The organism is Rhizobium sp. AC44/96 (assembly GCF_001692185.1).
Lineage (GTDB): Bacteria > Pseudomonadota > Alphaproteobacteria > Rhizobiales > Rhizobiaceae > Rhizobium.
Map to the genome: position 1 here is coordinate 17,791 of NZ_LXKO01000015.1, position 20,609 is coordinate 38,399.

Annotated in this window: 14 protein-coding genes; all 14 read right to left on the reverse strand. The window is 56.2% G+C overall.

Going from position 1 to position 20,609, the window contains the following annotated elements:
- Window positions 1-43: 43 nt before the first annotated feature.
- Window positions 44-2,650, reverse strand: a complete 2,607-nt coding sequence (locus A6U87_RS15965) for a hypothetical protein (protein WP_065692278.1) — start codon at window positions 2,648-2,650, stop codon at window positions 44-46.
- Window position 2,651: 1 nt separating this feature from the next.
- A complete protein-coding gene (locus tag A6U87_RS15970; RefSeq protein ID WP_083199474.1) occupies window positions 2,652-5,030 on the reverse strand; it encodes a DotA/TraY family protein in 2,379 nt (792 codons plus the stop codon).
- A 17-nt stretch (window positions 5,031-5,047) separates the two neighbouring features.
- A complete protein-coding gene (locus A6U87_RS15975; RefSeq protein WP_065692280.1) occupies window positions 5,048-6,547 on the reverse strand; it encodes a hypothetical protein in 1,500 nt (499 codons plus the stop codon).
- 13 nt (window positions 6,548-6,560) lie between these two features.
- The gene (locus A6U87_RS15980; protein ID WP_065692281.1) at window positions 6,561-7,232 is read right to left on the reverse strand and encodes a hypothetical protein; all 672 of its coding nucleotides are present in this window, start codon (window positions 7,230-7,232) and stop codon (window positions 6,561-6,563) included.
- Window positions 7,229-7,639, reverse strand: coding sequence for a hypothetical protein (locus A6U87_RS15985; protein ID WP_065692282.1), 411 nt, complete (start codon window positions 7,637-7,639; stop codon window positions 7,229-7,231). Before A6U87_RS15985 ends, A6U87_RS15980 begins: the two co-directional genes overlap by 4 nt.
- The gene (locus A6U87_RS15990) at window positions 7,636-8,637 is read right to left on the reverse strand and encodes a hypothetical protein (RefSeq protein WP_141683970.1); all 1,002 of its coding nucleotides are present in this window, start codon (window positions 8,635-8,637) and stop codon (window positions 7,636-7,638) included. Before A6U87_RS15990 ends, A6U87_RS15985 begins: the two co-directional genes overlap by 4 nt.
- A gap of 11 nt (window positions 8,638-8,648) precedes the next feature.
- Complete coding sequence (locus tag A6U87_RS15995; protein ID WP_065692284.1) at window positions 8,649-9,542, reverse strand: hypothetical protein; 894 nt, start codon at window positions 9,540-9,542, stop codon at window positions 8,649-8,651.
- Between the two features lie 116 nt (window positions 9,543-9,658).
- Entirely contained in the window at window positions 9,659-10,411 is a 753-nt protein-coding gene (locus A6U87_RS16000) for a hypothetical protein (RefSeq protein ID WP_065692285.1), read from the reverse strand.
- A 12-nt stretch (window positions 10,412-10,423) separates the two neighbouring features.
- Window positions 10,424-10,939 (reverse strand): hypothetical protein, encoded by a 516-nt coding sequence (locus tag A6U87_RS16005; RefSeq protein ID WP_141683971.1) that lies wholly within the window; start codon window positions 10,937-10,939, stop codon window positions 10,424-10,426.
- A 160-nt stretch (window positions 10,940-11,099) separates the two neighbouring features.
- Window positions 11,100-11,327 (reverse strand): hypothetical protein, encoded by a 228-nt coding sequence (locus A6U87_RS16010; protein ID WP_141683972.1) that lies wholly within the window; start codon window positions 11,325-11,327, stop codon window positions 11,100-11,102.
- Between the two features lie 137 nt (window positions 11,328-11,464).
- Entirely contained in the window at window positions 11,465-12,505 is a 1,041-nt protein-coding gene (locus tag A6U87_RS16015; RefSeq protein WP_065692288.1) for an Rrf2 family transcriptional regulator, read from the reverse strand.
- A 214-nt stretch (window positions 12,506-12,719) separates the two neighbouring features.
- A complete protein-coding gene (locus A6U87_RS16020) occupies window positions 12,720-18,740 on the reverse strand; it encodes a strawberry notch-like NTP hydrolase domain-containing protein (protein ID WP_065692289.1) in 6,021 nt (2,006 codons plus the stop codon).
- A gap of 14 nt (window positions 18,741-18,754) precedes the next feature.
- On the reverse strand, window positions 18,755-19,960 hold the full coding sequence (locus A6U87_RS16025; RefSeq protein WP_065692290.1) for a hypothetical protein: 1,206 nt from the start codon (window positions 19,958-19,960) through the stop codon (window positions 18,755-18,757).
- A gap of 140 nt (window positions 19,961-20,100) precedes the next feature.
- Window positions 20,101-20,598 carry a hypothetical protein gene (locus A6U87_RS16030; protein WP_065692291.1) on the reverse strand — a complete coding sequence of 166 codons (498 nt, stop codon included), beginning with the start codon at window positions 20,596-20,598 and terminating at the stop codon, window positions 20,101-20,103.
- Between the last annotated feature and the right edge of the window lie 11 nt (window positions 20,599-20,609).

Below are 20,609 nucleotides of genomic sequence, written 5' to 3' on the forward strand. Positions count from 1 at the left end.
TTGAAAACTCAAGTCTGTTCCACCTCAACTCGGGATGAATTGCTTACTCTGCCGCCGCCATTAAGGCGCTGGTATTCAAAGTCGCTGTTCGGATCGTTGTGTTGCGAAGTGCCGTTCTGCGGGCCGCACGTAGCGGCTGGTCTATCAATATTCCGAAAGCCGACAACGCCAGCTCACTTTCCTCATCAGAAAGCTTCGCTGTAGAGAGGCCATCAGCATACCGTTTTTTCACGGCGTCCTCTAGGTTATCAACCTCTCGGTTAGCCTTAAAGGCGCTGCTGCTGCTATCGAGAGCGGCCAAACTCGCAATTATCGCCTGATCGAGGTGAGCCTGTGAGACTGCGCCGCTCTCAAGCATATCTTTGAGCGTTGCGGCAATCTCTTCAATCGAAGTGTCCGCCTGTGGCTTGCTGCGACGGAACCGCTCTTCGCGAGTGACGCTGCAAACGCTGCTGAGAACGTTTCGGAGAAGCACCGCAATCGCATCAACCCCCTTGTGATCGATGTAGCGCATAGCGGGATCGGCCTGATTGAATGACCACTCTTTGATACCCGCCTCGCTAAGGCTTTCGAGCATTTTCTCTTGGCGATCCCTCTTTCGGATCGCTTCGATAGATGCCGGGTCGCGAGACTTTACCGGGACAAAATGGTTGAGCCTCCATTCGGTGACTTCAGGAACACCACCCGTATAAAATGCTGTGTAGCGGATGGTTCTGCTTTCGCCGCGCCGGGACTTGCCATCTCGTGTCTGCGTGCCGACGATCAAATGGAACTGGCCATCCTGCTGACCAGCGATGTCAGCATATTTGATCACGTCTTCCTCTTCGTAGCTGACCTCATCGCTCAGCCGCGTCGTCTTGAAAGCCGCCCGCTGATCAACCTTCATTCCGCGCGAAACGGGCGTCATTACCTTCGACCCCCAACCGCGTATAAGCTTGAAGGTGTTGCTATCCTCACCACCAACGAAACGGCCAATATGCCGCAGAGTGGTGTTCTGCAGGGTCTCTTGTGCCTCTTGTGGTGATGCTTTTTCCAAGGAATCTGGCGTCTGCATACCGAAAGTGCAGGATACGCCAAAAGAACGCGCCTGCGCTGCCGCTACCGAAAATCCCTCCACGACATAATACCCGTACTCATCGAAGATAAGCGGATATGGCATGGTCGATTTGCTGGGAGACGCATCAACGATACTACGCCGGTCGCCTTCAAGAGGCTTATGAAGAAGATTGCCGAGAACCTGTTTCACCGCAGCAACTGTAATCTTACCAAGCGCTGCCGTACTCTGAGGAGCTTTTTCGAGCGACGGGATCATGACGAATACAATGCGACGGTTCAGGAACACGTCGCTCATGTTGATTTCGCCAACCTGTGCATTGAACACGTGACCGAACGAGTAGGTCAGCATCGATGCGGGCTCTGACAGGCTCATGGTCATGTAGCCCCATTGACGATAGATCTCAGCTCTCGTTGTTTCTGCCGCTTGGTTGTGACCTTCGCCACCAGATCCACCGGAAATCTTCTGGTAGTTCTGCATCATGTCCCGCGAAAGCCTCTCGACTTCGCTTTTGCCGCCCAGGAGTGCCGAGGCGATGCGTGTGTCGTTGGCATCGATCATCGGCGGCGGCTCTTTCGGGAGCACCTGGCTGTACCCCGGTAGATCCATGAGAACCTGCTCAAGGCTCTGGCAGGCCTGCTTCAGGCGTAGGAAATCCTCATGTCGGTCATCTGTGAGGGTTACGACTTGCCCGTGCTTGTCACGAAACCGGCCAAACCAGACGAGATTTTCGACATTATTGAGCTGGAAGAACTCTGTCAGGAGCCGAGGATTGTAATCGACGTACCCACGCTCCTGAAGAAAGGTCAGAGGACGAGGGAGAGCTTTATTTAGCTGCATCGCTCGTTGTGCGAATACGCTATTCGAGCCTTCCGCTGGTGGAATGAACGTCTCCATCAGCGTGCTCTTTTGGTCTGACGACCCCATAGAGAACGGGTTAAACGTGTTGGTCATCTTGACCTCAGAGTGCCCGTAGAAGTCCTTCGCGCCCATCATGAAATTCAGGGTAAGAAAGTCCTCGTCCCTACCGAACAGGCGGGTTATTTTTTTCAGCGAGTTGAGGGTATCGGCGGACGCCTTACCATCAACCATGATCGCGCCGCTGTTGAGGCACAAGGCATTGAACACGAGGCCGAAGATTTCTTCCGACTTACCGGAGCCGGTGCCTCCCAGCACCATCCGGTGTGTTTGGATGTCCTTTGCCCCTGACCAGACCTCCTGTCCCGCATAGGCACCACGACCCACGCCGTGGTAGATGACACCCGCACCGAGATCGCCGGTCGATTTATCTTTGAAGCCTTTCCGCCCAAGATCCATCGGCACTCGATATGGCGCGTCCCAAAGCTTTCGCCCGTAATTTCCCTGAGACAGGGCAAGAAAGACTGCACCTATAGCCAAGATTTCAGGCCAGAAGGGAGCCCACGACAAGAGCAACGCGATCACGGCCAGACCAATGTAAGGCTTCAGAACGTCCGCTGGATCGTTGTGGCAGTCCTTTACCCATTCCGTCAGGCTCTTCCGGCGTTCACGGCGAGACGATAGACGAACTACGTCCGTATGCTCGACGCCTTCAAACTCACTCGTGCGCTTCGCCATGTTACGACTTTCCTGTGCCACCTAAGCGCGGAGGATTGCCCCCACCGCCGCCGAGGCCCCCGCGCGGCTGGTTGCGCATACGGGCGATCTGACTTCCGGTTCCGGCAAGAGATCCCCGACCGCCGATGGCGATCTGAGAAGCCGCTGCCGCTGCCGGGTTTCCAAGCATACCCTCGCCCCGCTGTGCCTGCGATCCAAGGAAGCGGCTCATGCCCGCCTCTACGCCGTCCATGACGGCATCACCAACGCCGTCGATCAACCCGCAGCAGATGGAGACAAGCGCAACAGCGGCAGAGGCGTAGATCATGAACCCGCCAATCGCCAAAGCAATGTTGCCCAACTGACCGCCTGCGCTGACCGGTCCCGAGTAAGCCATCGCAGCGTAAGCGTTCCGCGTCAGGATATTGAGGAAGTCGAGACCAACACGCATCAACATCATGCAGAAGATGAGGCCGATGATAATCAGGGCTGGCCGCACGAGGAGAGCCAGCAGCACCATCAACGCGCGCGCAATACTTGTCCCTTGAATCCCTCCCTGCCGGTTGGGATAGAACATTTGCATCAACCAGAACGGCGCTGTGATGATCGTTTGCACCGCTAAGATGAGCCAGGACAGCGCCGCCAGGAAGAAGTAGATGAGCGGCATGTAGGGAACGACCACCGCGAGTAGGAACCCGATGGCCACAAGCAGCCAGCCTAATGGACCTACCATTTCGAGCAGCTTACCTCCGACGAATGCGAGAGGATTGACCATCCCCACAGCGCTTTCCGACAGTATCTCTCCGCCCTTCGCAGCCGCGACGAGCGCTCCACCGGCACCGAGCATGGCACCGCCTGTCGTCTGCAACTGCGGGATCGGATCAGCCCAACCTTCGCCGTTCAACGAATTGCCCTCGTTATTCTGGCCCATCTGACCGAGAACCCAATCCGTCAGACGGCCCCAACCCATACCTGCTCCGCGAATTGCGGCGATGTCTGACGAGTTTGTGCCAAGTCCGCTATCGCGGTTCGCATTATTGAGGAACGTCCCTGACATCTGATCGAGGTTCGCCATGTCAGATGAATACTGCTTGAAGAAAACTTCAAGCTCATTGGAGCATGTGGATTTCCAGAAAGCCCAGGAACTGGAAACAACGCAGCCCCACGCCGCCGCAAGATCTCGGGAGGCCGGGGTGGCCGACACCGAGATACCCTTGCGGATGCCATCACGAGCTGATGTCGCATTCACAAGGATACGCTGATACAGAACCGCATAGAACCACCCGTTGCGGTTCGAAGCAGACATAGCCTGCCCCGTGATCTGCCGAAGCTCAGGTTCCGACTGCTGGAATTGCGTGTTGATTGCCGCCTTCGCCGCAGCAACAACTGCCGAGATCGATTGGCCTATCGCATCGACTTCAGCCGGTCCACGCTTACGAGTGCCGTTGGCCGGATAGAGGACATCCGTCAGCTTCACTGCTTCGGCATCAAGGGCTGTAAGGATCGCGTCAGCACCGGCTTTTCCAGTCTTCGCAGCATACTTGCTGATCGTGCCCGCGATCTGGTTTTGGATCGCCATATTCGACGGGTCAGTATTCGCATTCGCCTGCGCTTGCGGCACAGTCTTCTCGATGGAATAGGTTGCAGTCACACCGCCACACAAACCGATGCTATCGTTCAGAGAAGCCGGAGCTTTGAAGTAGATACTGCGTTGGGCAAAGCCTTCCTGCGTATCTTTCACTTCCGTGCCGGTAACAGGCGTGATCTGACCGTTTGAAGTCGCCATTGTTGACAGGCTTGTATTCAGTGAGCGCTTGCATAGTTCACCGCCAACACGAGCCTGCAATGCCTGCGTGATTGAGGTCCGTAGATCAGTCTCAGTACCGTCACCGCCGTCGCTCCACCATCCACTATCATTGAGGTTTGTGAACGTCTTGTTGACGGCATTGGCGCTGGCCATTTTGTCACCGGCGATCCGCCACATCGAGTCCCCGAGACCGGATGACCAGACAGCGACCTGCATCGTGCCCATCTGAAGCGCACTATAACCGTTGAAGGCCGGAAAGCAGAGGATTGCCCCAACACCGGCAAGCACCAGCGTCCAGCTTGGGTTCATGGATCGGCCACCAGCCTCTCCATCATTCGCCGTGTCTTTCAGCGCCGCAAAAATAAGGTATGTCGCGACAACGGCAATCACCGCAAGCATCGCCCAATTCAACGTTGTCACGAGCTGCGCAAGGATATCATTTGTGTTGTCGCACGTACCGCCTGACGGAGCGGCTTGCCCACCAGGCACCCAAAGATAATCGAAAGTGCAGCCGAGAATACGGCGCAGGAACACTAGGCCCGCGCTATAATCTTCGGGAGTGAATAGCTCTGTGATATCCGGCCGCTCAGCCATTGAATCCCCCTAAGACGTTACATTCCCATCCGTGGTGCAGATACGGCCCTTGCCTGCACTGCGGATGGACGATCCCCCCGGTCAAGATCAGACCGGCTTGCCATAATCACAGCCCGCATATTCGTCATGAACGTAGTCAGCTCCTCGCCGGTTGGCGTAAAGCTTGGAGCGCCGACGCTCGAAAGCGATCCACCCGTTTGATCAGGAGATTGCGAGGCAACCACATATGCTTCAAACGCCCGTGCGAAGATCTCCGCAGGTTCTGTTAGATAGGTCGCATATTGAGGAGAGATGATACCCTTCTCCTCTAGAGCTGAAACGATCCGACGCGTGGACTGGGCAAACTTATGCGTACGGACCTTCTCCAATATGAAATCTCGATCACCAACATTGTGGATCTGATGGCCGATCTCGTGAAGGAGTGCGCCAGGCCGCGTGGGAACGATGTGAATTGCATGAAGCTGCACATCTTCGTTTGCGCGATACAGCGTAGCCGAGCCACGATCTTCGCTTCGTCCTCTTCCCATATCCGGCGCAAAGAAAAACTTGACCGACTCGTTGCCGAACAAGCGATCACGCGGAAGGCCCATCGCTTTCGCGGAAGCCGCGAGCGCTTGAGTGATGCGTGCTTTCGCATCCGTCGCGAGGTCGAGCGACAACCCCTGTTGAACCGTGAACGTGTTCGGCCCTAGATCTGGTGCGCCCTTTGGATGAAAACTTGCGCCATCATAGGCACGGTAGCTGATGCGCTCGCCCGCTGCCTCGACAAGCCGACCTCGCAATGCCGTTGCGAGATCAACCTGAGCTAGTCCAGTCGCGTTAACAGTCGCGACTTCGCGGGTGACAGCTTCGACCAAGGCCTTAACCGTTGGGTCAATGGCGATCTCAGCCTCACGTCCACCGGCATCCCATTCCATCAACCGATCAAGTTTTTCCTGCCAGCCGTGCTTCGTAGACGAAACGGACAAGAGAACCGAGCCCCAAATTTCAGCGGCTCGCTGTTCCCCGGTCTTGGCAACAAGACGGTCGTAGACGCCGAAAGCATCTCCCTCAAACGGCAGTTGTTTCGCCGCAGCCGATCTGGCTCCCATTACCGCAAATGCGTGCTGTATCGACCTGTTAATGTGCTGCAACAACGGGGCAGGAGTACCATCAGCAAAAGCACTCAGGACTGAATCTGAAACATCTTGCGGGGAACGCGAGCGGGCTTCCACCTTTGTCGGCGGGCGCGTTGTCACAGTAAGAGCGCCCATAATGCGCTCTTTGTCGAAAAACGCCTCAAGCCGCTTTGCAACATCACTCAGCGACCGAACATCTTTCATATGCTCATAAACAGCAGGACGACCGTCCTGAGCACTCTGGACTAGCGCCCACTTGGCATCATGCACCTTGTTGACCAGCGCAGGGCTGAGCTTGTGTGCCATTTCAAGCCGAAGCAAATAGCCGCCATTCTTCTGTACAACGGAAAGCGAAATTCCGGGGCCGAAGTCGAACCACTTCTTAGAATTATCCGCCATCCTACTCACCTTTTCATTCATTGAAACTGAAGGGGGTCGTCGTTTCAAATTCCATGTTCATAATGCGTCTAGCCGTATCGAACTCGCTCAACGCACCATCAGGCGCAAACTTCGCCCCATCATGTTTCACCGCATTGCACTTCTCAAATCTCAGTTCGTCGCCGTTGCGATCCAGAGCCTCCAAAAAAGCACAGGCCTCCATGGTGATTTGACCAGCTTTCTCTCTCCCGAAAGCGAGTGTCACTCGATAGCCAGGTTGCACCTGGGTCGTTCCTGTTGGCTTCACCGCGATGATAAAGAGCCAATGACCGGCGTCTGGCCCGTCTCCCCTGTACCAGAGCTTACTGGTCCCCATCGCGACGTTTTCGCAGCCAATTTCCTGAAGGTACTCGCCAAGCGCCATGTGGCTCGGCTTGTCTTCCCTCATCGCCTCTCTGGTGGCCGCATAAACTGAATTTCGGGCTTGGTCCCTGAACGCATCCGCCTCGACTTGGGACAGCGTTTTCTTCTCGCTAGATTGTTCTGCCAAGGGAGCGATCCGAGCGGGCTCCTCTTCTGGCAGGCGCTGCTGAAACTCGCCGGGCTCGTCCTCGTCAGTAAACCCTACCTCCGCTTGCGCCTGCTTCTCTAAGATCGCATCGGTCGGCGCGTCTTCGTCCTGATAGGAGTATTCACTATCCCTCATAGCTCACTCTCCACACCTTTCCCGTAGAGATGCTCATCCACCAGCGCATCAACCGTCTTCTGGATCTCTTTCGCGGCGTAAAGCATCTTAGGCATTTCCTGAACGCGGCCTTGCGCCTCTGCAATGGCCGACCGCATCCTCTCAATGTCGAGCCTCACATCCGACTTGCGGCTCGCCTCCTCGTGCTTAACCGCAATCGCCATCTCACCCACGCGAATATCACGCGCCGTGGACGGGCGGCTCGGATCGTTGCCATCAACAGCCAGCTCGATATCGCCGTCCCCGATCTCCATCGACCCATCATCGCCGTCGAAGTCGTAATCAGGAACCTGCACGTCGATATCGACGGTCGTGGAGTCATGCGCGTCTAGCTGCTCGGGCGCGTTGATTGGCTTGTTTCCGCTCAATTTGACCCCTGCGCTTCCGCTGCCAGCATACCAGCGACAACCGCCGCTTTTCTTGCTTCAGATTCGGAGTGGTAGGTACGAAGGCGCATCGACAGCGCACGCAACCTGTTTAGCTCGGTCATCAGACCACGCTCCGACTGCATCTGCAAAGCGTTCGTCCACTTCTCGTAAGCAGGGCCACCGCCGTAGTTGTCGATCAGCGCATCCATGGCCTGAAGGACACTGCCAGCTCCATCGCCATCACCGCTTGCCTTGTTCGACATCGCGGCGACCGACGCCAGCGAGACCAGAGCCGGAGAACGCCATGCTTCCGCTTCGCGCGCTCTCAGCATCGAGAACTCGCCTCCGACTGTTCCGGTTTGATCAGCGCCCGGCTTCGCCACCGCAAAACCGGCGAGCTGCTGGATAACCTTGCGTTTGTCTTCCTCAGAGGCGCTTACGTCGAGGAGAAGAGACGCGTCAGTAGAGCGCGGATCACGGCGATCAGCGGCTTGCTGCGCGACACTCGGTACTGAACCGGGCGCGACATCGATCCCTTTGTAAACACGCGATGTCGAGCTGCCCGAGCCATCGATCGCGCCTGTCACCTTCTGAAGAAATGCCACTTGAGCACAGGCGTTTGGTCCTTGGCCGGTTTCGTAGGAATAGTTCTCCTTGATCGCCACCAGCTTTTCTCGTCGCATCTGCTCCGTGACGGTATTGGCATATGCTTCCTGGCTCTTCTTCGTGGACTGCTGCAAACGCTGTCCTTCGCCCGAGTTCTGACGATTGTAGACCTTCAACGCCGCCAAAACCTGCTCAAGCGTAGTCGCGCCCTCGCGCGCAACATCGTTCTCGAGGACTTGTGTTTCCATGATCAGATGCTTCTCAACCTGCTCGTGGGTCGCAAGCCATCCAGTGCTGATTGCGCACCAAGCCGCATATGCACTGTTGGAGCTGAGAAGAATGCTTCCACCGAGAACTGCCGTACTGACAGCGAGGCGCATAGTCTTGTTCATCGAGCTAGCTCCTATTGAAGTCCGGCGCGGCGCTGGCCTGCACCGACAGAGACAGCGCTTTCATTTCCGTTGAAAACGCGGTTGTTCACGCGAGACAAGGCGTAGGAAGCGAGAGCCAATTCGGTTCTCGCGTTGTCCTTCACCTGAAACGCCATGAGAGCGATGTTCGCGGCCTCGATCCGAACAGCATCGAGCAAAGTCGCGCGCAGAGGCTTATCGGCACTGGCTTGTGCCCATTTCACGCCGCCATCATCGCCGGTCCAGTGCTTTGTCAGCTCTGCAAGCTTTTCCCGAGGACCGCCAGGGGCGTTTTCGGCAGCAATCGAAGACAAGACGTTCACGACCACTGATCGACGGACATCGTTGCGGTTCTTTTCAAAGGTTTGAAGATCAGCCGCCATTCCGTTGCCAGCTTGTTTCGCAACTGGCGGACCCGCTACGAAATTGATGTAGTCGGCAGCGGCCGATGAATTACCGCTGAAAATGGCTTCAGCGTCGAAATTCGATCCGTTCTGAGCAAGCGATGCCCACTGTTGAGGCGTGCCGTATTCCCCTGGCTTAAAAAACGTGCCGTTTCTGTATGATGCAGCCCTGTTTTCCATAGCCTTGTTCGCCGCATAGAAAGACGCGCTCTTGGTCTGGACGCCGCAGCTATCATAGCCAGTGACGCCATATCGCTCCTTAGCGTCGGCTATCGCATAGGCCTGCCTTTGTGCAACGTTCGCACTCGCAGCGGCCTCCGCAGATTTCTTGACGACAGTCGCTGTCTGTTGCCCGGAACCGGATTCCTGCTTAGTCAGCACCTTCAGCGCCGCGAGCAAAAGTTGGCGCTGCCTCAGCTCTTCCGTGATGAGAAGACCTTTTGACTTCAGGATTTGGGCGGTCACAGCACCATCGAGCTGCAACGTCCGCTCGATAACATGAGCCTCTACCGCGCACGTTACAGCAAGAGCCGGCGATCCGGCGCAAACCGTCGCAGCCGCCGTTAGATAAAGAGCAAGACGTTTCTTAGAAAAAACACTCATTGCATATCGCCTCCCATGCCAGAGACAGCCACACCCATCATTGTTGAACGTGATGCGGAGAGCGCGGCCCCGCGCATACGTGCGCCCATCAGCTCCAACTGATCCCCAACCACTTCAGCGCCAGGTTTAATCGTCGGAAGAGGAGCCAGGACATCGATATAGTCCGCAGCGGTCACAACCTCTGCACCACCGTAGTTCCGGTTCACCAAGAACGGCGCTGCGTTGGAATCACCCGCATTCCGTTCACTCCTCACGGTCGATTGGCAGTATGTTGGGCCAAGCTCTGCCCGCTCCTCATCGGTGCAATAATGACCAATCCGTTTCAGGAGAGAGTTCTTGATCGTCGCAGCCGCGTTTCCGCCTCCTGACAGGTATTTCTGATCGGACGCACGAAACGCCGTCAGCATCTTCTTCTCGGAATTGTCCACGCCCGAGAGGCCGGAGCGAGCATCAACAACAGCACAAGACGTTTCGCCCTGCCCGGTTTCGTAGGAGTACCGATTTTTGATGTCCGCCATGCGGAGGGCCTGCTCTTGGGCAAGCTCAGCGTTGACCGCCGCCTCTTCAGATTTCTTGATGACCTGTTGCGTTTGAGATGCCGAACCGGATACCTGCCTATCGACGGTCTTGAGACCGGCCATGAAGCGTTCGAAGCTGGTAGCCCACTCCACCATTGTCGCGTTAGCCGTACCGGGCAAATACCCGGCTACGCAGACGCTGATCGTCAATGCTGCTGCTGTCTTTCGCATTCGAACGGCCCTTTACTGCTGGAAGAGATTTCCGAATGCGTTGTTCGAACCGTTCGTCGCACCCGATCCAGTGCCGTTACCAACCGGTGTACCGACCTGATTTCCGCCTGCCTGCGATGCAGGAGGCGTCATGATCGGCTGGTCGATTCCGTTGCCGGTGCTGACGGACGCCAGCGTAAAGTCATATTTTCCGATGCCGGGAATGTTGGGCATCTTCAATTCAGTCACGCTGTTGCCCGAACCGCCAAGCAGCTCGTTCATCTGACCGCCCATGACGGAATCGAACTGGAACATGTTCGTGTTGATCTTGCCGACAACTTTTTGAAGCTGATCATTGAGAACCTGGCAGACTTGCTGTTGTGCTTTCTGCATTAGCCCGTTGATCAAGGAGTCAGCAGCGCCGCCGAGGAAATCGAAACTGGTTGGAATGAGGTTTGAAAGATCCAAGGAGTCGAGGAGGTTTGAGCCGAGGCAACTGTTGGCACCGTTGAAAAACTCAGAGCTATCTACCTTGGCGGCATCGAGCAAAGCGATCTGACGCTGAACCGCAGCATCAGCCGCCTGCGTGATCCCGCAGCCGCCTCCTGCTCCCTGCGCTGCCGCAGGCGACGCCATCGCAACAGCCGCCCAAACTGCTAGTCCTGCAAACGTTGCCTTCGTTGTGACACGCATGTCCGTCTCTCTCCTGTTAGCCTTCTTCCCACACGGCAACCGCCGCCAATGCTATCTTCAAATTCGGCAGTGCAAGAACCGCCGCGAGGTTATCAGCGCCGTAAGCGGCAGACTCTTTGTATCCTCGCTCCGGATTTTCGATAGCGAGGGGCTTGTACAGCTCTTCAAGGTCCGACGACTTAACCGGATTTACTAGCGGTTGCGCTTCAGTGTCGGTCTTTGCGTTGTCTGCTTTGTCTGGCAAATCGCTCGGCCTTTGCATTTCACTGTGAAATCAAAATCAGATTTACTGCATAATCGTCAATTATCCAAGCCCCTTACGAGCTTGCGATACATGCAATCCCGTAGAGTTGAGAGCCAAGAGAAACACGGCAAAACCGCCTAGATGCGGAACTTCTGGACGATTTTGATAAAGCGATCTTCGATCTTTGGTGCATCAAGGGCGATATTTTTCTCTTTGCAGAACTTTCGGAACGCGTTTGCCACAATGTCGGCGTCTGGTGTGACACCTGTCGAATGCGTTCTCACGAGATCCCGCCAACGGGTAAAATAGATAGAACCTGTGGCAGGGAAGACGACTGCTTCAGTCGCATCTTCAGGCTGGTCTCTCCCCTCTTTCTGCCCAAATCTTTTATTTAAAAAATAAGAATCTGATTTCTTCCCATTAATTTGTGTACCCCCTGCGACGGACGCCGATCTGTCGGCCTCACGCATTTTTTTCTGTGTTTTTTCCAAACGCGCGCGGCACCAGGCTACGACCTTCGTGAGGTATTGTTGTGCGGGTCGGATGATCGACGTGACGCCCGCAGCCTTGCCACTTTCGATTTCGATGAAGCCACCAGCCTTCAGATGATGCAGAGCCTGTTCAACAGCCGAGCGGCTGCATCCTGCGCGGTCTGCTATTGTCGCAATGGAGGCGTCGCATCGGCCACGCGCTAGGGCGCAAAGCTCGCATATCGTATGGAGAACTGCCCTGACGCTCGCTCGCGGAAGTTTCTCATAGATCTCGGCAACGTTGGCCCCGGCCTTTTCCAGCTTTGCCGAGAACCAGCCCGCGCAGTTATGGCGCGTCTTTGCCCGGCTCCGCTTCTCGTCCAGGGATAGTTTCGGTCCTGCCGCTAGTGGCAATCCCCACTTAGCAGGCCGACGCGCAGCCGATCTCTGTTGAGTGATCAATGCTGCCCGTCGATCCGTGACTGCAGAATAGACGGACTCGACAACACCGTCGCCAATCAGGCCACGAGCATGGGCACCGAGGACGGTTTTGATGCAGTCGTCCAGTGCGCCTTGCGACCACGTATTGCTGACTATGGATAGGATATTTCTCTCGTTGTGTTGGCTCATCGCCAACGCGGAAACGCTCATCTTTCTCTCTTTCCGGTTAGCCGGAAACGCCGAGAAAAAAGACAAAAAGACTTGCATTTCGCCTCAAAGGATTTTACCTTCTGAGGAGAACGACGCCCGACCAAAAGCGTTCTTTTCTATCTTTATTTTCGACCCCGGACGGGAGACCGTCTGGGGTTCGGCATTTCTGGGGTTAGCTTTCTAGTCCTTGATGATTCCCTTTCCCAAAATTTTTCACAATGAAACCCGAACAAAAAAGTATGTCAAACTTTTTAATATCGGGTAATTCATTCTAGACTGCTGCAACTGCTGGTGCCGACGCTCGATCAGAGCGCACCGACGCTGTTATCTCAGTACCTACCTGCAACTGTTGCGCAATCAGCTCGCGCGACAGATTCGTCATCACCTCATTGTACACGACAAGCGCGCCTTTAAGCCCGATCATTCCATCGAGGGATTTGTCGTGAGCGGCAGCACACAAAACCTCTGCCGTATCCATGGCCGACGCGATTTCCTTTGCGACCGTCGAGTTACGGACGACGCTTGTTCCAAGCTTGTTGCTCCAGTCGGCGCACAGCGCGTTCTTTGCCTTGTCGCAGACATCGTTTTTCGCTTTCACGATAACGCCGAACGTCTTCCCGCCAAACGCTGCCAGCGCCCCCTTATCGCTCAAAGCGGCTGAGGACCTGGCTATCTCCTTGGGGTCCCAATGGACCCTGAAGCCGCTACTTTCGTCCGAAGCCCCCTCACGTACCCTGATCGACGCTCCGGGCGTGAACAAGCGTTGTGTCGAGTCCCCGAATGGATCTGTTCCGACGAATAGACCGGTATTGATAGATCCTTGCTGGCGCACCGCTTTGATTATCTGCGTGTGCAGTTCCGCCAGTCGCGGCCTGATAAGGTCACGAGCTTGATCGATCGATGTTTTACAGCCGCCTTGTGACATCCGGGTCAGAAGGTCAAAGGCTACGTAAGAGGCGCGCGCCTCATCATCAGCGCCGCTGATAATCCCGGTCATCCCCGTCAAGAGACCTGATACGGAGCCAACGTCAGCCTTCATGAAGCCGACACGGCTCGCAACGCTTGCCGTTAGCTGATCAAGCACCTTCTTGTGGCCGTCGCGCTTCAGCAGGAAGCAGTGGCGGATTGCGCCACTATCGTCCGTGTACATGGCCTTCTCCCCCATACGCTTGCCTGCGAGGGCCGATACAGCGGCGAAAAGGTTTCCTTCAACGGCATACCGTGACCGGCTGACGCTGCCTCCATGAACGTTCTGGAACAGTGCCACCAAAACGCTGTTTTCCGGGCTACCGTCGCCCAGGAATGGTTTCCAGTGAAGCCTCTCGTACCCTGTGGCGAAATCAGGTGCTTTGCCCATGGCTTCAGCATCATCGAGCGCCTTTGCCAGAGGTTGGGACCATAGCGGCGCAATAGCTCGTGCCAGCCCCAAGCCGTCATCATCAAGACGCGCGCTTTTGAAAGCCCATATCTTCGTAATGCCCTTGGCAGCGACTGTCGCCTCGTGCTCCTCCCGAAGGATCGCGTAGACCGATGCCATCGGCATATCGATCAAGTGCTCCTCACCGGGAACCGCAATTCGAATGTTCCACTCACCGAGATTGAGCGGCTTTTCCTCATTGAACCGCACATCTACGATGACAGCAGGCACACCAACTTCTCTGTCGGTGTGATCCGTCCCGTCGATGTAATCGACCGCAGCGTTAAACAGGGTGGAATCACGCAGTCGGGATACCAGTTTGGGATAGACCGTCACGATAGCGCCGGGCGAAATCACAGGAGCGATATCGAGGAGGAAGTTGAGCTTGTGCCCCGCATCAAGCACCATCTTCTCAAGGCCTTTGATTTCCCTTTCGGCATCCTTTGTATACTGGCTGTCCCAAAAAGCCTGAGCTATTTCGACAGGGTGTTCCGTCGCGCCGAGGCTTCGCAGCTCGTCAGAGCGGTTCATAACCCGATCAAAGATCGGATCAGTAAAACGGATGTCCTGGCCGCTTGGTGCAAGCTCTTCCAGGCGCTCATTGACTGACAATGCTCGGCCGAGTGTCGGATCGATCATCCAATCCTTGCCACGGGCGACCGCATCCTCAACGGAGGAGATGTCTATCGGCTTGATGGTCTCTTTGTAGGTGAGCTTGTTGAGCACCAACGGGCGCTCAGACATTCGAGCGGCAGACGCATTACCACTGATCAGAGCTGCAACCTCTTTGACCTCCGCCTTCCAGTCGTACTCCCGTAGCCGCAGCGGGTTCTCACCGAGCGCATCGAGAAGAGCTACGCGCATCTGGAAAGCGGTGTCCAGTTCGCCCATGATCGTTCGCTGCATTCCAGACGGAAGCGCGATCATCCGGCCCATCAGTTTTTCGGAATACTTGGTTTCGATTTCCGATTCCGGGTCGATATCGAGCGTGACCGCGATGTCGGGATTGTTTTTCAGGTACTCACGGCTGACGAACTGGCCCACCTCGTTGAGAAGGTCGAGCGTATCCTTGATGTTCGATTCATTCTCACGAGTGGCTGTGGAAGCTGCCGTGAGCGAGCGGTTCTTTCGGTTGAACAATTGCGCCAAGCGGTCAGAGCTTGCCAGGCCTTGAAGCGGAACCGTGTAGAGCGGCGGATGAATTTGGCCCACTCGATTGATACGCCCGTCCATTTGGCGTTCTTGCGTCACGTCCCCTTGCATCTGTGCTTTGATCATCTCGCGCTGCCGCACGTCGAAGCCATTGGCTGGCGATGCCTGCGCAGAGAGCCCAACCGCAGCAGACTGGTTGAGGATCAGAACATCAACACGGCCATTGTTGAAATCAGACACGACATCGTGCTTCAGGGGCTTTGTCCGCGCGCTGATGACAAATCCGCTGCCGTCTTCGGCCGGGCGAGACATGAACGTTCGCCCTGTGATCTCTCCGAGTGACAGGCCATGCTTTTCGAGCGCTACAGCCAGGTCATCAATGACCGTCATGGACAGCATTGAGAAATCCGCGGCGTCCACGCCCGCGTTGAATTCAACCAGCCAGTCCTCATATTCATGAAGCCGGATCTCGGTGACAGCGCCAAACCCATTGCTCTCTTTGACCGTCAACAGCCGGTCGGCAACGCGCTTGATCACATGCCCCAGGTGCGGCTTTTCCGGCAGGACATATGCCGATCCCTTCATGACGCTTGCGCTTTCGTCCTCTTCAGCGTCGTCATTGTCCCAATGGCTGGCGATCAGATCCCGCATAAGGGTATCGCCTGTGTTAGCGACCGCTACGAGAGGTTTGCGGCCCTCCGCGACGGACTTCAAAACGAGATCTTCCAAGAATACGCCGTTGATAGCCAGCGTCAGATAGTTCGAAAGGTGATGAAAACGGGAAGCGGGCGATTGATAATGCACGCCGACGGACCCAAGGGCGCGGTCACGCTCTGCACCTTCCGGCAAGCTTTCAATGTCCTTTTTCAGCTCTTTCTGCCGATGCTGAGACCAGTCTTTGACCTCGCGGCCAAGGGATAGCAGCTCAGACATCTTGTGAGCAAAGATATCGACCTTCTCCAGCACTTGCGCGAAACGAACAGGGTCAACGTCTTGAAGAGAAACCGTCTCGCGAGCAACTTCTGTGTTGTCCAGCTCACGAGCGATTAGACCCCCGGATCGCGCCATCTCGTAAGAAAGTGCCTCTTGGAGGGCAAGCGGTTCCTTCTCGATCAGCTCCACCAGACGATCAGGGGGAATCCCGACATCTGGCAAAGCGGACCCGTAAACACGCAGGTTTCTCGCGCCCTTGAGCGCGGTCCCTGAAGCGTAGGCGACAGAACCGCCCGCAGCTTTGACGGTTTCAACCAAGGCTGTCATCGAGAGGCCTACATTCGACCCCTCTCCGGCAGCTCGGTGTGATTCATCCATGATCAAAAGCGGCGGCTTATCCTGTTTGTTGAGCCAATCCGATATCGCCGCCAGCTTTGCCTCACGGCCTTGCGCTCCAAGCTGTGAGTAAGACGACAGGATCATATTCATCGACGGATCGATGGATTTTTCGCGCTTGGCCGAGCTGGCAGAAGCGCGGAACACGAACCCCTGTCCGCGCCGACGCTCGCCCTGATAATCTGGATCGAGGATGGAAGCATCTTTGCTGCTGTTGACGATGTATGGCCGGATAACTTGCGGTAGGTCACTCGCAGGCCTCCGCATAACCGTCGCGAGATCGCGGGCCACGAAATCGGTGAAGAGCGAGGCATTGTCGGTGAAGAACAGCACAGGACGGTCGTCCTTCAGTGCTGCCCGCGCCAACGCAGCGAGCTGGCGACCCTTGCCGACACCCATCAGGTCTCCAACAATAATTGACTCTGCACGCAACGCTTTATGCAGAGCTAGTCCGACGCCATCCACCTGACCGGCGTGAAGTAGGCTTCCTAGCTGGTCAACCTCTACACCGATGCTGTCTGCAACGAACTGATCGACCGGCCCGCGTATGCGTTCAAGCTCGGTCAGAGCGAGCGCAACAGGCTCCGCGAGAGCCTTCTGGATTTTCAAAACGGGTCCGCCAACAAGCGAGGCAGACTCGTAGGTCACTTGGAAGGGATCGTTCTCAATCACCAGGTCGTCGAGGAGAACATCAGGCGAAACGGCAAAATCGGCTTCGTCCTCCGACATCGCAACATCATCACCGCTCGAAATCTCAGGGCTCTGATCTTCGACGGTCATTACCTCGTCATCGTCATCGAAATCAGGTGCCACGAAGGTTCGCGCCACCTGTATCGTCTCAGGAGCTGCGCGACGGGCCAAGATCTCGTCCATCGCCAGCCGTGCTGCCTCACCCCAACCAAAAAGCTGATCAGTCGTATGGAGGTATGGTAACTGGTCGGGGATCTTCTTGGCTGCGTCAGCAGATAGCGGGTTTTCCAGCCGTGGCCCGAGCGCATAGACAATCACGGGAAACTCAGCACCAGACTTCCGGTAAAGTCGGCCGTCCAGCATTGCCGCCCCTGCGACTTCGAACGTGGCATGGAGATAGTTGTTGAAGAAGCGCGTTGCGCCTTCAAGCTTCCCCTCGCCCATCATCTCACCGGGCAACACCAGAAAAGCTCGCCCATTGTCTGCGCGCACTTGGTTTAGCGCATCATAGACAATCCGATGATCAAGGCGCGATATCGAGAGTGTTCTGCCTTCACGATCAATGACCTTCTCAGCCTTTATCGCTTCGAACGGCGGATTTGCCAGCACGGCATCGAACGACATTGAGGCAGAACCGCCTTCGGCTTTCACTTCGAAAGCTCGCGGCCTGATATTTACAAACTGCGCACCAGCCTCTTTCAGAACCCGAGCGCCGCGCTCTGCACGCACTTTGTCTAACTCAAAGCCCTCGATCCTGGCGCCTGCCGCTGCCGCGCCTAGTGCCAGTGTTCCATTGCCTGCCGTAGGCTCCAAGACAAGTTCGCCCTCGCGGATACGCAGAATGTCCTGTGCTACGGCCGAGATGGTCAGAGGCGTTGAATATTGCTGCAGCCGGAGCCGCTGTGCATTCCGGTCCCCGTGGGCTGCTGAACGATCAGTCAGCTCTCGCGCCACTTCCCGGTAGTCGCCACCATTGCGCACGAGGTTCGCCGCTTGCACCGCAAGTGCGGCCTCGATCTCTTCCTGAAATGCGAAAACGCTGACCATAGCAGGCGCGTCAGGGATGACGATATCCTTGTGCAGCCGCGCTATCGATCCACGGTCAAAGCTCTCCCCTTGGACAATAGCCAGCGCCACACCGGCCGCACATCCAACGAGATCAGACGTGCGCAGCGCTCTCAGGAACCTGTCACGATGCTCCCCTTTTTCCCGACCGTTGCTGAAACGGTCGAACTCATAGTGGGCTTCGTTCGCTTTGTTGACGGCTACGCGGCCCCCAATCGTGTCAAAGACCGTAGAGCCTGCCACATTGAGCCCAATCCGGCGAGGCGTGACTAGATCACTCATGCCCGTCGCTGTCATGCAGTCGTGGAACCGCTTGGAGAGCGCTGCGCGATCTGCGGTATCAACGTTGAAGTCACTTTCCCAAAGCCGCTTAAGCGGCAGTCCGCAGGCAACCCATAGATCGGAAGGATCGAGATCCGCAGGCGGGCGCACGACGAAAATCGTTGCCTCCCCCTTCGTCACGGTGTTGAGGACTGGCACATTGCAGTGCTTCAGGCCTCCGCGAACCGCAAACGCCATCAAATCGGTAGGAGCGGAAATCAGCAGATCACCCGCGTTCGCGTGCATCCGGGATGCCCGAGGGATGTACGCGGCTCCGATGCCGTCGATGCCGATAATGGGGAGTGGGACAGAAGCCATCAGTTTGCCACCGCCTAGAAGTCACGGCCGGGCGAAGCAAACCGCGTTGGTGGCCGAGTGGCCGGAGCTGCTTCCGCACTTCCTCCTGTAGATGACACCAGCCGATCATGAGCCTTGATCGCCTCTTTTGCTGGTGTAGGTGCGTTCTCAGGCTCCGATTTCGGCAGTGTAGAATAGCTTGTGACCGCATACGCTGCGGGCCGTTCAAGCGCGCCGCCGCCAGCACCGCGAACAGCAATTGCGACCGCACCGCTAAATGCTCCCGAATGGAAAAGCTCCGGCCGTTTGCTCAAATGCTCTACAGACTTCAGGACAATTGGGATCGTGTAGCCTGGAGTGAGAGCGGCTGATGTTGCCCCCGAAGCGACAGCATCGTAAATCTTCTTGAGGGAGTCCCGGTCTTCCTCTGTGGCGTCCGCCCCCAAACGATCCAATACCATCTGCACCGAGACACCAGTCGCCGCCGCAATCGCTGCCGCCCCTGCTCCCGAATTGCTGTCAAGGTTGGTGCGCTTCAGCGTATCACCAAAACCGTTGGACAATTGAAACTGCACGCCATTGCCTGAATCGGCCTCGAAACTAGCGCTGCGCATGTAGAACGCTTTGCTTTGTCCCTCGCTACCGGCTTCCTTGAGCGTGACGATGACCGCGCGTGCCATCACGCCCGATCCGACCGGGGAACGCGCTTCAAAAGCGGCCTTCACGGACCGCTGAGCGTCATCCTTATCGGATGCCGACAGCAACGAAGCGTTTTCCGGTTGGAAAACTTGGAGCCTGATCGATCCATCATTGAATTTTGACAATGAGATCATGCCAGAGATCGCGGCCTGTGCTTCGGGATCGCTTACGAACCCGTATGCCGCTTGCGCATAGTAGCGCCGATCACTGAAATCGAGACGTGTATTGTTCAGGAGCAGGACTCCGCCAGGCTTCACACTGTGCTCGTTGCTCTGATCAGAAAAAACCGTCAGATCGCGGCGATTGGCAAAGCGCTCTTCCCAAATTCTGACGCGCTCGCGATCATCAACGTCATTACGCCCCTTCATCATGTTCGCGGCACGAACAGGTGACATGAGTTGGACCGATAGCTCGTCGCCAGTCTGGAGATGATTACCCTTAACAGTCGTCACGCCATCTTTTGTGGCGTACTCGCTCACTTTCAGAGCGACGTTCCCAAGGGTAGCAGGGAGTTTTGGACCCGCATATTTGCGCTCGGCCATGTTCTTCTCCAACCAACTAAAATCACCGGCTGACAGACTCGCCAGCACTCACAACCAAATAAAAGGCCAGAAAGAGTTTGATTGTCAAGTCAGTCTAAAAAACACTGTCGAATTGCTGGCTCGCAGGACAGCCAAGCCGTTCACCCTGCGGCCAGCTTCCAAGCATTATCGAGACCGATGGAAAGCGCATCACCGTCGCGGAAAATTTCTCGTGTTGAATGAGCGACAACCTGTCCATAAGCGACCGCTGTTGCCTTTTTCATTTCCGGCGTCGAATAGATCTCAGCCCGAGAAAAACGCACATCGAACCAGCCGCCTCTCGCAAAACTCACCGAGAATGTAGGCCGATCAACGGGCAGCATCCCTATGATCCTGCCCACATGCTCTGTGTATCCCATGACTATCGGCATGACGAAGCCGTCTTCGAGCCACAGCCCTGAAGCAAAGTCTGGAAAATCAGGAGTTGCCATAGCGGGGCGAAGAGCGGCGGCTTCCGGCCCCATCTTTTTCAGCGCTCTTTCGATAACCTTCTCATACAGCTCGCGCTGCGCATCGGCTGGGTCTGGCCTTCCTGATAGGCGACTGCTGAGCACATTTGCATAAGCGCCTTCGACAACGAAACGCGTTAGCTGATACACTGTGTGTTCTG

Bases quoted from the DNA above. Each gene is read 5' to 3' on its own strand.
- A6U87_RS15965 (WP_065692278.1), bottom strand. From the start codon at position 2,650: ATGGCGAAGCGCACGAGTGAGTTTGAAGGCGTCGAGCATACGGACGTA.
- A6U87_RS16015 (WP_065692288.1), bottom strand. From the start codon at position 12,505: ATGCAAGTCTTTTTGTCTTTTTTCTCGGCGTTTCCGGCTAACCGGAAA.
- A6U87_RS15975 (WP_065692280.1), bottom strand. From the start codon at position 6,547: ATGGCGGATAATTCTAAGAAGTGGTTCGACTTCGGCCCCGGAATTTCG.
- A6U87_RS16000 (WP_065692285.1), bottom strand. From the start codon at position 10,411: ATGCGAAAGACAGCAGCAGCATTGACGATCAGCGTCTGCGTAGCCGGG.
- A6U87_RS15980 (WP_065692281.1), bottom strand. From the start codon at position 7,232: ATGAGGGATAGTGAATACTCCTATCAGGACGAAGACGCGCCGACCGAT.
- A6U87_RS15970 (WP_083199474.1), bottom strand. From the start codon at position 5,030: ATGGCTGAGCGGCCGGATATCACAGAGCTATTCACTCCCGAAGATTAT.
- A6U87_RS16025 (WP_065692290.1), bottom strand. From the start codon at position 19,960: ATGGCCGAGCGCAAATATGCGGGTCCAAAACTCCCTGCTACCCTTGGG.
- A6U87_RS16020 (WP_065692289.1), bottom strand. From the start codon at position 18,740: ATGGCTTCTGTCCCACTCCCCATTATCGGCATCGACGGCATCGGAGCC.
- A6U87_RS15990 (WP_141683970.1), bottom strand. From the start codon at position 8,637: ATGAACAAGACTATGCGCCTCGCTGTCAGTACGGCAGTTCTCGGTGGA.